Annotated in this window: 10 protein-coding genes and 1 pseudogene; 4 read left to right on the forward strand and 7 right to left on the reverse strand. The window is 52.8% G+C overall.

The window, feature by feature from the left end; all coding sequences use genetic code 11:
* Positions 1-17: 17 nt before the first annotated feature.
* A complete protein-coding gene (locus PFER_RS06155; protein WP_048149926.1) occupies positions 18-845 on the forward strand; it encodes a DMT family transporter in 828 nt (275 codons plus the stop codon).
* Here the strand turns inward: PFER_RS06155 and PFER_RS06160 are convergent.
* From PFER_RS06160 to PFER_RS06170, 3 genes are all read right to left on the reverse strand, one after another.
* Positions 842-1909 (reverse strand): DUF835 domain-containing protein, encoded by a 1068-nt coding sequence (locus tag PFER_RS06160; RefSeq protein WP_048149928.1) that lies wholly within the window; start codon positions 1907-1909, stop codon positions 842-844. The two genes, PFER_RS06155 and PFER_RS06160, sit on opposite strands and share 4 nt — an antisense overlap.
* 62 nt (positions 1910-1971) lie before the next feature.
* The gene (yjjX, locus tag PFER_RS06165; RefSeq protein WP_048149930.1) at positions 1972-2502 is read right to left on the reverse strand and encodes an inosine/xanthosine triphosphatase; all 531 of its coding nucleotides are present in this window, start codon (positions 2500-2502) and stop codon (positions 1972-1974) included.
* 42 nt (positions 2503-2544) lie between these two features.
* Positions 2545-3735 (reverse strand): TIGR00529 family membrane protein, encoded by a 1191-nt coding sequence (locus PFER_RS06170; protein ID WP_048149933.1) that lies wholly within the window; start codon positions 3733-3735, stop codon positions 2545-2547.
* A gap of 130 nt (positions 3736-3865) precedes the next feature.
* Between PFER_RS06170 and PFER_RS06175 the strand changes: the two genes are divergently transcribed.
* Entirely contained in the window at positions 3866-4231 is a 366-nt protein-coding gene (locus PFER_RS06175) for a hypothetical protein (RefSeq protein WP_048149935.1), read from the forward strand.
* 228 nt (positions 4232-4459) lie between these two features.
* Here PFER_RS06175 and PFER_RS06180 read toward each other — a convergent pair whose 3' ends face one another.
* Positions 4460-5581 (reverse strand): hypothetical protein, encoded by a 1122-nt coding sequence (locus PFER_RS06180; protein ID WP_157255120.1) that lies wholly within the window; start codon positions 5579-5581, stop codon positions 4460-4462.
* 512 nt (positions 5582-6093) lie between these two features.
* On the opposite strand from PFER_RS06180, the gene ileS reads away from it, so the two are divergent.
* Positions 6094-9291, forward strand: a complete 3198-nt coding sequence (gene ileS, locus PFER_RS06185; RefSeq protein WP_048149941.1) for an isoleucine--tRNA ligase — start codon at positions 6094-6096, stop codon at positions 9289-9291.
* Between the two features lie 82 nt (positions 9292-9373).
* Here ileS and PFER_RS12640 read toward each other — a convergent pair.
* Together PFER_RS12640 and tnpA are read right to left on the reverse strand one after the other, a co-directional pair.
* Positions 9374-10581 (reverse strand): annotated as a pseudogene (locus PFER_RS12640) (RNA-guided endonuclease InsQ/TnpB family protein).
* Positions 10581-10991, reverse strand: a complete 411-nt coding sequence (gene tnpA, locus PFER_RS06195; protein ID WP_048149944.1) for an IS200/IS605 family transposase — start codon at positions 10989-10991, stop codon at positions 10581-10583. The pseudogene PFER_RS12640 and the gene tnpA overlap by 1 nt, the downstream one beginning before the upstream one ends.
* A gap of 130 nt (positions 10992-11121) precedes the next feature.
* On the opposite strand from tnpA, the gene PFER_RS06200 reads away from it, so the two are divergent.
* Positions 11122-11967 carry a universal stress protein gene (locus tag PFER_RS06200; RefSeq protein WP_048149948.1) on the forward strand — a complete coding sequence of 282 codons (846 nt, stop codon included), beginning with the start codon at positions 11122-11124 and terminating at the stop codon, positions 11965-11967.
* Positions 11968-12076: 109 nt separating this feature from the next.
* Here the strand turns inward: PFER_RS06200 and PFER_RS06205 are convergent, their stop codons facing one another.
* Positions 12077-12889 (reverse strand): helix-turn-helix transcriptional regulator, encoded by an 813-nt coding sequence (locus tag PFER_RS06205; protein WP_157255122.1) that lies wholly within the window; start codon positions 12887-12889, stop codon positions 12077-12079.
* Positions 12890-13021 lie beyond the last annotated feature (132 nt).

The raw sequence follows: 13021 nt of genomic DNA on the forward strand, positions 1-13021 counted from the left end.
GGGCTGGGGGAGGGCCCATGAAACGCGCTGAACTCGTGCTCCTCGGGATAACGGCAATATGGGGTTTTACGTTCCCGGCGATGAAGGTTAGCCTGGAGTATGTCTCCCCGATACTCTTCCTCGCCTACCGCTTCGGGATAGCGACCCTCCTCATGCTACTCCTCTTCAGGGGGCGGGTTCTCAAAAGGGAAACCCTTTTCGAGGGGCTCGTTCTGGGTGTTACGCTCTTCTTCGGGCACGGCTTTCAGATCGTGGGACTCAAGTACACTACGGCGTCAAACTCGGCCTTCATAACATCCCTCTACGTTGTCTTCACGCCCTTCATATCCTACTTCCTCCTTGGGGATAGGCTCGGGTGGAGGGACGTCTCCTCGCTCGTCCTAGCCATGAGCGGCCTCTTCCTAATCTCGGGGGCGAGCCTGCACTTTAACTACGGCGATCTGCTCACAGTCCTCTGCGCCCTTAGCTTCGCCTTCCAGATAGTGCTGGTTCAGAGGTTCGGAGAGAAGGACTACCTTAGCCTAGCGTTCTGGCAGATATTCTGGAACTTCGTGCTCTCACTCGCCTACGCGGCCGGGGCCGAGGGGCTAAGCCTACCTGGGAACGTCTACGCATGGGGGGGAATACTCTACACGGGAATCTTTGCGACGGTCGTGGCATTCACGCTCCAGGTGAGGTACCAGAGGGAGACCAAGGCCTACAGGGCGGCGCTTATATACTCAGCCGAGCCCGTGTTCGGCCACGTAAGTGCCTTCATAACGATGGGAGAAGTGCTCTCTCCAAAGGGCTACCTCGGGGCGCTCCTTATACTATCCGGCATGTGGAACGAGGTTAGGAAGGACTAACCAACGAGCCTCTGAAGGAGCTTCCAGTCCTTCTCCTCCCACGCATTCTTGTCTGTGACTATTATCACGGTCCCTCCCGTTATGAGCGCCATGTCCCTGATGGCACTTAGGAGCTTTATAACCGCCTCAACGCCGTTGTAGACGGCGAGGTATTCCACGCAATCAATAATAACAACCCCCTGCTTCCCGGCATCTCTCATGGAGTGCAGGTAGCGGTTTATTGTCTCCGTGATCCGCGCGAGGTTCGTTGGGGTCACCGCGTTATCCGCCGGGGCCTGGGTAACGAAGTGGAGCATCCACTGGGGCGGGGCGTTGATGGCGTCCCTGAGAAACGCCATGACGGGAAAATCTTTGATCTTCGAGAGTAGCGCTCCATACTCCTGGGGTGAGATTAGGAGCACCCCGGGTTTGAGCTCGATCTCCAGGTTTCCCGAAAAGGGCTTCAACTCCATGAACCTCTCGCTCCTCACGAACCTCACGACCGAGTAGGCCAGCGCTATCGTGAGAACGGCGCTGAGGGAAAACCCAATTGGAGCAAACCACTCAACGGGCCTCAAAAGGGGGTAGTCCATTTCATGAAGGCCGTAGAGTATGAAGAGGGCCGACAACGACAGGACATGCTGGGGATAGCTTTCCCGCAGGTTCCAAACGATCAGGCCCGCGAACACCATGAACAGGCCGGATATGGCGTAGGCAACCCCAATGGTGGCGAGCCAGTTTAAGGGAGAACCAAAGGTCTCCGCCGTGAGCATGTAGAGCGTCACCACGACGGGGGTCACTGACAGGTAGGAGCGGAAAGATGGGTACCTGTAGAACTCCTCATCAAGGAGCGTAACCGTCGCGTAGAAGAACAACGAGGCGGCGAAAGCCTCCATTAGCGCCGTGAGCTTCTCCACACCCCATATATCGCTCATCACCTGCAGTGCCGCGAAGAGAAAGGCCCCCGAGAAAAGCAGGGAGGACCGCCTACCCGACTTGGTGTAGGCAAGGTAGAGGTGCAGCACGGCGATCAGTTTGGCGATGAGGCTCAGCGAGGAGCCTCCAAGCAAAAGCCAGTGGTTCACGGCAATCTACCATGCACTCTTTACGTTCTAGGGGTATTAAATATTTACGGCCATCAGGTCGGTCACATGTAAAGACCCTCGTTCATCCTGGGCACCATCGCCATCAGCACGGCGAGCTTGTTGAGGTCTTTCCTCGGGAGCATGCCATGGGTCAGGAAGCCTATCGCCCCGATTTTCCTCTTCAGGCCGCTCTCACCAACGAGCTCGTCCATGGCGACGCCGGCCTCCACGCCCTCCTTAATGCGCTCTATGACGTAGGGCGGGTACTCGAAACCGGGGCCGTGCCCTATTGTGAGCCAGCCCTCCCCGTCCACAACGGCGCAGAACTGGATGTCGAAGTAGCCCGTGAGTGAGCGGGGCACGGGGTAAATCCCTGCCTCGATTCCAACACCGAGGTCGGCCTTCCCCTTCTCAAGCGCCCTTTTCGCCCGGTTTATGGCCCCCTCAAGCGTCTCCTCTATCCCAACTGGCTGATGGGAAACTCCGCTCTCAACCTCAACGCCGAAAACCTCCACCTCTCCGTAGAGCTCCTCCATGACCTCCCTAACCGCGAGGATTTTGGTTGGGTTGGTCGAACCGACCGCTACTCTCATTCCACCACCCCTCTGCACTCGAAGTTAGGGTTTAAATGGTTTTCACAGGAACAGGAGGATGTAGGCGACGCCGAGGAAGAACAGCACCAGAGCGGGAATGAGGAGCTCCCTGTAGACCCTCCCCAAATCGGCCCCGTAGTACTCCGCGGAGAAGACGAGGCAGAGATGGACGGGGCTGAAGAGCATCCCCATGTAGCCGCTCAAGTAGGCGAGCGCTATCCACCTGTAATCCGTGAGGAAGGGGAGGAGCAGGGGAAAGGTCATCCCCACGTAGGCGAAGCTTATGCCCGTTATGAGGCCCACCACGAAGGGGGTCGCCGTTATTACCGCCACAACCGGAAAGTTCAGGTTCAGAATGGTGCGCGGAAGCGTCTCAACCGCCCCCGTGACCTCCAGGAGACCCTTGAAGTACATGACGGAGAGGAGAAGGAACACTATCTTGGGCTGAAGGGCGTACTTAACAACGTCTCCCTTTGAGACGCGCCCGAAGTGGGGAAGTAGGGCCGAGAGGAGGCCGATGAAAGCGCCGTAAACCATATCGTAGCCCAGAACGATGGAGATGAGTATTATTACGAGTATTGGATAGGTGGTTCTGAGGAACAGCCTAAGCCCCTCCCCCGTGTTCCTGATTCCGTTGGCCTTGGAGCCCAGGGGGCGCAGAAGAAAGAGATACCCCACGAGTATCATTATCAGCGTGAGGGGAAAGAGGCGTGCGCTCAAATCCCTGACCGAGACACTGAGAATGGCCGAAGCTATGATTATTGCCTGGTACATCGGCCACGAGTGCTCCCACACGTGTCTGAACCAGTAGTTCACGAGCGTCCTCCTTTCGGGAGGGATTCCGAACTCGTCCGCCACGCCCTCTATCATGGGGGCCGAGACGAGGGCACCCGCCGGCATTGGCATGAGGCCTATCAAAGCCGGGAGGGCAGCGAGGGAGTACCTCTCGTCCGGAAAGAGGTTCCTGGCGGCATTCTCCATGAGCTTGAGATAGCCCGTCTGGGAGAAAACGTTGGTAAGGCCCATTATTGCGACGATTATGAGAACGAGCCGCAGGGTGGCCCACGACGTGGCCGAGGAGTAGAGCGTGTTCACCAGTTCCTGTGGTGCCAGACCGAAGAGGAGGCCCAGCAGGAGGGAGCCGGCGAATATGGAAACCCCTATGTTTACACGGAGGCGGATGAGGAGCACGATAATGGTGAACGAAACAACCAGGTAGAGGAGCCCGTTCATGTTTTCACCGTCATGCTAATGTTTAGACTGAAATCATATCGAGCGTTTATAAGGCTACCTTTCTGATGCCCAATTTAAAAACAAAAAGTTAATAAATTTTCGGGCGTAGTTAATCCCGGGGGTGGTGGCCATGGTCAGGGTGTACATCGAAGGGAAGACCAAGGAGTTCACCAAGGAGGAGAAGGAGAAACGCTACAAGTACCTCGGCAAAGACGTTATAGACGTTGGTGATCCGGGCCTCGACAGTATCCCGGAGTTCTACGGAATAGCCAACGCCATCTGGAGGGACTGGAAGGATGGCGAGATAAGCACCAAGACGGCCCTCGGGAGGCTCGCACTGCTCAAGCTGCTGACCTACAAGAGCAGGAACAGGAAGATTGTAGATATCCCGGAGGAGGACCTCGAGGAGGTCCGGAGGTTCATAGACTACGTGAGGCAGGTCATCAAGAACGAGAGCAGGAGAAAAGGAGAGCCTGAGGAGGAGCGGCAGGTTTAAATTCCCCTCCACCAAATCATGACTATCCTCCCCTCAAACTCCCAGGAACGGTAACCGGAGGCGATCAGGGAGGACACGCATTTCTCAGATTCCGACTCCGTTGAATTGGCACCTTCCCTGCTCCGAGAGTATAGGATCATCTCTTGAAGCAAACACTCAGCGAGCGATGATTCCAGTCTCAGGTGTTTCCCCTTTTACCAGTGATGTAAAAAAGTAAAAGGTGCCCTTTCAGTAATAAAGCGTAAACACTATTACAACAGTTCTCTCTTCAGTAAGATGCCACCCTCCTTCGTCCATCACCCATCCTGCAGTAATCTTCCACTCCTGTTTCCCAGTTGTTTCAGGAGATACGGTAAACTCAAATCCTGGCTCTATTTTGAGGGTTTCTAATGTTCCAGAACTTCCCCAACTACAAAAATCATGGTACCAACCTGCTATATCCGTGCTGAAGTCACTGTTATCACTTATGCGACATATATAATCGCCAGGATAACTCCATGAAAGAGTTGGTGGGGTCCACGAAAGAGTTACACCCACACTTGCTCCAACATTTGAGACTGATGTTGGATCGTAGTCTCTTAATTCGTATATATTTGTATACTCCTTGAGATAGTACATGTTCTTCAAATAGTCATTCTTAAAATAAGACCATCCTAATTTATATCCTGGAATCATCTGAGTCGCCGCTCTTATTCCCCATAAATCCATATAAGTCCAAGGATCACTGGTATAATAAATTAGTGCATGCTCAATGTTTAATTTACCATATGGTTTCCATGAATCATAAGAGCTCCAGCTTATATAATGAACAGTTTCCCAACTCCCTTCAGTAGTCATTGCTTCAAAAGCCGCTGTCTTCAACACATCAGGAGTGACATCCCCCGCATACCCTTTTATATAAACCCCGTACTTTCCATTTGGCAATCTTTTTATAACCTTGTAGGCGTAGACCTCAGTTTCAACTAAGTTCCCATTGGTGTCTGAGTAATAAAATTCTACTGAAATTGCCCTCATCTTCGATAGTATACGCCCCATTTGGTCAAGAGGCTCTTTTCCAACAGTTATAATAATGAATTCATTTTTCAATGCCTTATCAAGTAAGTCAACCTCGTAATCATTTAACTTTCTGCTTATAATCATAACACCTTTTTCTTTAGGCAACATCCTAATACGGTTTAGAACAGAGACTTTAGTGAATCCCGCTTTTTGAATGAGTTCTCCAATCTCAGGGGATCCCACATAATATACTGGAACTTTTGTAACATCGTTTAGTCTTTCAGGCTGACTTACAGGCAATACCTCTGACTTCTCTGTGATGTTTGTTGCCCCAACACTTGAACTACTAGCCATTCCTATTGTCAAGCCGAATAATACAAAAAAAGCCCAGCACAACACTCAACAGCTTCTTTCGCATGGTGATCCACCTCCAAAGAGGCATCCATTATGAAATACGTAGAAATAACTAATAAATTTTTCTACTTGATAATTGCAAAACTCCTAAATTCAGCCAAAATAACTTTTTGTTGAGGTTCAAGAAGAAAGCATAAACGGCCGAAAACGAAAGTTCCAAACCGATGCATCTGTTTCTATGCTAAACTCAGAGGATACGAGGGGGAGCTTCCTTGAGTAATAACACCCCCAATCTTCATAAAGGAAATATGTCCTACCAGCATTCCCATAGGGTTTTCGGCCAAATTCTAGAATTTTCCCTGCCTCCCCACAGAAAACCTTATAAATAAAGTTCCCAATTTTGGGCTGATGCCCATGAGGGGGGAGTGTTTTATCCTTCGCTTCGCCCGTTTCGTGGCATGAGGCCCCCTGTTCTGGGTTAGCGATTACTATCACTTCTGGAGGGGTTCTCCATGATTAAAGAACCAGAGTTTAGAGAATACACCCCGGGTAAGCTTGAAGAGAAAATAGAGCGCTTTTGGAAGGAAAACGACATCCAGGAGAAGGTAAAGGCCAGCAGGGCCAACGGACCGAACTACTACTTCCTCGACGGGCCACCCTATGTGAGCGGCGCCATACACCTCGGAACCGCGTGGAACAAGATCATCAAGGACATGGTGATAAGGTTCAGGAGCATGCAGGGCTACAACGTGAGAAGGCAACCTGGATTCGACATGCACGGCCTCCCGATAGAGGTGAAGGTCGAGCAGGCCCTCGGACTCAAGATAAAGAAGGACATTGAGACCAAGATAGGCGTTGACAACTTCATAAGGAAATGTAAGGAGTTCGCCCTCAACAACCTCAAGGTCATGACCGAGCAGTTCAAGCAGCTCGGCGTCTGGATGGACTGGGACAACCCCTACATGACGATAAAGAACGAGTACATAGAATCCGGCTGGTTCACGCTCAAGAGGGCCTGGGAGAAGGGCCTCCTCGAGAAGGACAAGCGCGTTCTCCACTGGTGCCCGCGCTGTGAGACCGCTTTAGCTGAGCACGAGGTTCGCGGCGAGTACAAGGTAAGGAAGGACCCGAGCATATACGTCAAGTTCCCGGTCGAGGGCAAGGAGAACGAGTACCTGCTCATCTGGACGACCACGCCCTGGACGCTTCCAGCTAACTTAGCGGTTGCCGTTCACCCGGAGTACGAGTACGCGAAGGTTAGAGTTGAGACCGAGAAGGGTGAGGAGTACTGGGTAATAGCGAAGGCCCTCGTGGAGAGGGTTCTTAACGAGGTCGGCGTCAAGGGTGAAATCGTCGAGACGTTCAAGGGCGAGGAGCTCGAGGGGATAAGATACACCCACATCCTCATGGACGAGTACCCGGCGCAGAAGGAGTTCCGCGAGAAGTACGAGTGGGCCCACAGGGTTATCCTCGGCGAGCACGTCACCCTCGGGGACGGTACTGGACTGGTTCACACCGCTCCGGGCCACGGTGAGGAGGACTTCGAGGTCGGCCAGCGCTACGGTTTGCCCGTTTACAGCCCCGTGGATGATGAGGGGCGCTACACGGAGGGCTTCTGGAAGGGAACCTACGTCAAAGAGGCTGACCCCGAGATAATAGCGCACCTCACCGAGAAGGGCTACCTCGTGAAGGCCGGCGAGATAGAACACAAGTACCCGCACTGCTGGCGCTGTAAGACCCCGCTGATATTCCGCGCCACCGACCAGTGGTTCCTCAAGGTGAGCAAGGTCAAGGACAGAATCATAGCCGAGAACGACGAGAAGGTCACGTGGTATCCGGACTGGGTGAAAGTTAGGTATGACAACGGCGTCATGAACTCCGGCGACTGGGTCATAAGCAGGCAGCGCTACTGGGGTATCCCTCTCCCGATATGGCAGGCAGAGGATGGCGAGATATACGTCGTCGGCTCCTTCAGGGAGCTCGTCGAGAAGAGTGTTGCCCTCGAGATAAACGGCGAGCGGGTTGAACTCCCGAAGGATTACGGGGAGAAGCTTAAGGTGATAGAGGAGAGGCTCGGCCCGGAAGACCTCCACAGACCCTACGTCGATGCGTTCATCATAGAGGTCAATGGCAAGGAGATGAAGCGCGTTAAGGACGTCGTGGATGTGTGGTTCGACAGCGGAATAGCGAGCTGGGCCTCCCTTGACTACCCTAGGGAGGAGGAGCTCTTCGAGAAGCTCTGGCCCGCTGATTTCATAGTCGAGGGTGAGGACCAGGTCACCAAGTGGTTCTACTCCCAGCAGGCGGCTTCGGTTATAGCCTTCGACACCGTTCCCTACAGGCACGTCGCCATGCACGGCTACGTCCTGGATGAGAAGGGCGACAAGATGAGCAAGAGCCTCGGCAACATCATAAGGCCGGAAGAGGTCGTCCAGAAGGAGGGGAGGGACCCCTTCAGGTTCTACATGCTCTGGGCGACGAACCCGTGGGAGAACCTCCGCTTCAGCTGGAAGGGCCTTGAGCAGGTCAAGCGCATGTTGAACATACTCTGGAACGTTTACGTGCTTTCAGCCACCTACATGAGCCTCGACAGCTTCGACCCGACCAAGGTCAAGCCGGAGGAGCTTCCCTTCCGCGAAGAGGACAGGTGGATACTCAGCAGGGTTAACAGCCTCATAGGAGAGGTAACTGAGGGAATAGAGACCTTCAGGCTCACCAAGGCCACGAGGGCAATCTACAACTTCGTGGTTGAAGACCTGAGCAGGTGGTACGTGAGGCTCATCAGGAAGCGCATGTGGGTCGAGGGCGACGACCCGGACAAGTTGGCGGCCTACTACACCGTCTGGAAGGTCTTCGACGTCCTGCTGAGGCTCATGGCACCGTTCACGCCCTACATCGCCGAGGAGGTATACCAGAACCTCATAAGGCCCTTCACCGGCGTTGAGAGCGTCCACATGCTCGACTGGCCGAAGGCGGACGAGGGAGCCATAGATGAAGAGCTCGAGCGCGAGATGGAGTACGTCAGGAGGATAGTCGAGGCCGGTTCAAGCGCGAGACAGAAAGCCAGGATAAAGCTCCGCTACCCGGTGAGGAGGATAGTCGTCGAGACAGAGGACAAAACTGTTGCAAAGGCCGTCGAGAGGCTGAACAGGCTCCTCAAGGACCAGCTCAACGCCAAGGAAGTTACCGTTGGCAAAGTCGAGCGCGAGCTTATCGTAAAGCCGAACTTCGCCAAAGTCGGCCCTGAGTTCAAGGGCGACGCCAAGAAGGTCATAGCCTGGATAAGCGAGCACGGCAGGGAGCTCTACGAGAGGGGTGAGATGGACGTAGAAATAAAGGATAAGACCTTCCACCTCACGAGGGAGCACATAGCCGTTGAGGAGAAGCTCCCGGACTTCCTTGTTAGCGAAGAGTTCGAGGGCGGAAGGGTCTTCGTGGACAAGACCTTAACGAGAGAGCTCCTCGCCGAGGGACTTGCGAGGGAGTTCGTAAGAAGGATACAGGAGATGCGCAAGAGGCTCGACCTCGATGTCAACGACCGCATTAGGGTCACCATAGAGACAACCAACGAGAACGTTGACCTCTTAAGGGAGAACCTGGACTACATAATGCGTGAAACGAGGGCAGTGGAGGTTCGCTTTGAAGAAGCGAAGGGCTACGTCGTGGAATGGCCAGAGGTTCAGGCAAAGATAGGGATTGAGAGGGTTTAATCCCCCTCATTTTCCAAACTTTTCGTTCCCTGCCAGTAGTGCCGTTATATTGCTATTCTCCAAGGGCCGGGGAAGGGGTGAACTACCCCGTCCTTTCGGGCGGGGCTTCCTGCTTCATAAGGAAGACTTGCCCCGTGATAACAGCCTCATAAGACACAACACGGGGTAGAGGTCTTCCCTCCACAGGCAATCCGGGTCGTCCCAACCCTTCATCCAAACCCTTTCTCAAAATGTTGAGCGAAGCGTTCAAATCCCTATCCATCACCAGCCCACACTTCGGACAGCGAAAAACCCTCTCCGAAAGAGGCATTTTCTCCACAACGAACCCACAGCGGGAGCAAGTCCTCGAAGTGTAGGCTGGTTCGACGAAAACCACCCTCCGACCAGCTCTCTCAGCCTTGTCGGAGAGTATCCTGATGAAAGCACTGGGAGAGGAATCGAGCAGATGGCGGTTGAGACTTCTATAACCGTTCCCAACCATATTCTTTGTTTCCAGTTTCTCCACAACAATAAGGTCGTAATTCCTGACGTAGTGAAGGGCGAGCTTATGAGAAAATCCGTTCGTTGGTTCGTTAGCTTTTCATAAGCTTTAGCTAATTTTATTCTCTCCTTCTCCCAGTTCTTCGAACCTTTTTGCTTCCTTGAGACCCTTCTCTGTATTTTCCTAACCCTTTCAAGGGATTTCTCAAAGAACAGCGGGTTTTCGAAGGCGTTACCGTCGCTATCAACGACGAAATTGGCTACTCCCAAATCAATCCCGACTGCTCTACCTGTTTTGGGTAGCGGTTCTGGTTCTTCCTCGACCTGAAAAATGGCATACCATTTCCCAGTCTTCGTCCGCTTTATGATTACACCCTTAACCTCGCCCTTAATCTTCCTGTGGAGCTTTATGGGGACTTCCCCAACCTTGGAAAGGTGTAGTCTCTTCCCCTCTTCATCGAGCTTGAAACCGCTTTGGTTGTAGTTCAGCGACTTCCAGCTATTCGGTGAGGTCTTGTATCTAAGCCTCCCAACTTTATGTCCGTTCTTTTTTAGAACCTTCAGGACGGTCAGGTTGTTCCAGAGCTGGTGGTTTACCATTTGCAGGACTTTGGAGTAGACTTCCTTGAGTTCTGGGTTTTCCTTCTTCAGCTCAACGATTAGCCTTTGGGTGTCGGTTCTCCTGAGCGAAGGGTTTTCCCGTATTGCCCTCAACAACTCGTTGTAAAGCCAGCGACAGAGTTCCATATGCCGGAGCATCTTTTCCTGCTGTGCTTTTGAGGGATAAATTCTGAAGCGGTAGGAACGCATCAACTCTTCTCACCTTGGCTCTCAACGTAGGCTTTGAGAACGTCGAGGGTTACCTGCCCAGAGGTTGCGAGGAAGTATGAGGGCGACCAGAAGGTGTTTCTCCAGAGTTTTTCCTTCACTTCTGGGAAGTTCCTGCGTATTTCCCTTGACGTGATTGTCTTTAGGGCGTTGATGTATTTTGGTATGTTGAGGGTGGGTTTTGCCTTGAAGAGGATGTGAACGTGGTCTTGGTCTGTCTCGATGGCGAGGACTTCTACCTCGTGGGTCTCTGATATTTCGTGGATTTTCTGTTTGAGAAAGTCTATTATCTTATCGTTGGTGAAAACTTTTCTGCGGTATTTTACGACTAAAATGAGGTGGTAGTAGAGCGAATAGACTGAATGTGCTCCCTTGTCGAGTTTGTATTTCATAGTTATCCCAAATTTTGTGTAACTATGAAAGTATTTAAGGGTTTCGGGCTTTCATTCCTCCCTAAAGGGAGGGAACTTCCCGCCCGAATAGGTTAAATATTTTGGGAGCGTGTATTAACATGGTGGTGGTATGTTCGAAAAGATTCTCTTCCCCACGGATTTTTCGGAGGTTTCTCTCCTAGCCCTGAGGGAGTGCGTGCCAAAGCTCTTCAACCTCGGAGCCAGGAAGCTTTACCTCGTCCACATCGTGGACATAACGGCAACGGATATCGAGGCCCTGGAGCTCATGAAGGTGGACGAGGAGGAACTTAACAAACTTGCGGAGGAAATGCACGAGAGGGGTATAGATGCCGAAGCAATAGTCAAGCTGGGAATCCCCTCCATAGAGATAGCTGACATGGCCCGCGAGCTCAACGTTGACCTCATAGTTTCACCCTCGAAGGGAGAGAACATCGTGCGCCAGATGTTCCTGGGCAGCACCGCCTCAAACCTCGTGAGGGCCACCAAGAAACCGGTTCTCCTCATAAAGTACGAGTGGGACGAGGAGGGCAAGAAGATTGAGTGCACAACGGACTGCTCTTCAATCTTCAAAAAACCGCTCATAGCTCTAGATTTCTCAAAGTGCTCCCTGAAGGTCATGGCGGCGGTCAAGAAGTTTGAGGAGCTTGTTGAGAAGGGCATACTCCTTCACGTCGTGGACTACGGGGGTGTGGAGGAACTGGAGGAGAACACGGAAAAGGCCAAGGCAAACCTGGAGAGATACGGGGCCATAGTGAGGTTCCCCACGGAGAAGAGGGTGGGCTTTGGCGTTGCGTCCCAGGAGATACTCGGGATCGGCATAGCGGAGAGGGCGTCCCTCATAGTCCTCGGCAAGAAGGGAAGGAGCATCCTAAAGGACCTTCTCGTTGGAAGCACGGCGGAAAGAATTGTGAGGGACTCAAAGATTCCCGTACTCCTCGTTCCGTGCGAGCTGTGACCTCAGACTGGAGCGACCTCTTCATCAATATCAGTAGCTACCCTGCAAAGTCATCACAGGTCAGGTGACCATACGCTTTCCATCTTTTAAGGGTTTCCTCGGAAGCCCCTCACTCGCGAACCTCCTTCGCTCTGGAGCGGTAGCGCTCGAAGAGCATGAGACCGAAGCTCACGGAATCCTCGTCCCACCCCATGATGTCCGTGTTAAGGTCATAGATGCCCTCCACAGTGAAGCAGCCTAGGGAAAAGTAAGTGTCCGTTACGGTGAACGCCACAGAGGGTTTGAAGTCGAGCTTAAAGACCCTCACGTTGGGGTGGGCATCGAGGTACTCCCCGAGGGTCACCCCGAAGGACTCCCTCAGAAGCCCCCTCACGTAGTCCAGAACCTCCTCCGAGAGGATGAGCTCGATTTCCACGCCCTTCTCTACGAGCTCAGGGTAAACGTCCATGTAGTCCTTGAGAACCATCCCCGAGACGCCTTTGAGCCACCTGGCGTTCCTTATCTCATCAACGTATTTAACGTGGGGGTAGTTTATGCCGTCGTAGGCGAAGAGCTCGGTGTTTTTAAGCTTCCCGAGGTGGAAGATAAGCTCATCGTCAAGCCAGCTCACCTCGTGCTCCAGCCAGAAGTCCTCAAACTTCTCCAGAACGTGGAAAGCCTCCATCGCACTCTTTAGAACCTTCGCCGCAATGAGCCCCGTGTTGGTTAGCCTCCAGCTCCTCGTGCCCTTCTCCCTCTCCACGAGGTTCTCCTCCTCCAGATAGGAGAGGGCGTGGGCCAGGACGGAGGGGGAAGCGTTAACGATGCTCTGAAGGTCGCGCAGTGGTTTGGGGGAGTCCATCAGCGAAAACAGTATTTCTCTCCTGTGCGCCGAGCTCGCAAGGGATTTGATGAGTTCCTCACCGTTCATGCGCCTCCACACCACTGGAAGTGTATTCTCCCCCGCTAATAAAATTTTCCATTTTTAAGTGGGCTATCAAAATTTACATATAATAACAAAATTTATATAGTGGAACAAACACATGGTGTGTGAATCTGCCGTAGCTAAAATCAG

This window comes from Palaeococcus ferrophilus DSM 13482, from assembly GCF_000966265.1.
Classification (GTDB): Archaea; Methanobacteriota_B; Thermococci; order Thermococcales; family Thermococcaceae; genus Palaeococcus; species Palaeococcus ferrophilus.

Bases quoted from the DNA above. Each gene is read 5' to 3' on its own strand.
- PFER_RS06155 (WP_048149926.1), top strand. From the start codon at position 18: ATGAAACGCGCTGAACTCGTGCTCCTCGGGATAACGGCAATATGGGGT.
- yjjX (WP_048149930.1), bottom strand. From the start codon at position 2,502: ATGAGAGTAGCGGTCGGTTCGACCAACCCAACCAAAATCCTCGCGGTT.
- PFER_RS06170 (WP_048149933.1), bottom strand. From the start codon at position 3,735: ATGAACGGGCTCCTCTACCTGGTTGTTTCGTTCACCATTATCGTGCTC.
- PFER_RS06175 (WP_048149935.1), top strand. From the start codon at position 3,866: ATGGTCAGGGTGTACATCGAAGGGAAGACCAAGGAGTTCACCAAGGAG.
- PFER_RS06180 (WP_157255120.1), bottom strand. From the start codon at position 5,581: ATGGCTAGTAGTTCAAGTGTTGGGGCAACAAACATCACAGAGAAGTCA.
- ileS (WP_048149941.1), top strand. From the start codon at position 6,094: ATGATTAAAGAACCAGAGTTTAGAGAATACACCCCGGGTAAGCTTGAA.
- tnpA (WP_048149944.1), bottom strand. From the start codon at position 10,991: ATGAAATACAAACTCGACAAGGGAGCACATTCAGTCTATTCGCTCTAC.
- PFER_RS06200 (WP_048149948.1), top strand. From the start codon at position 11,122: ATGTTCGAAAAGATTCTCTTCCCCACGGATTTTTCGGAGGTTTCTCTC.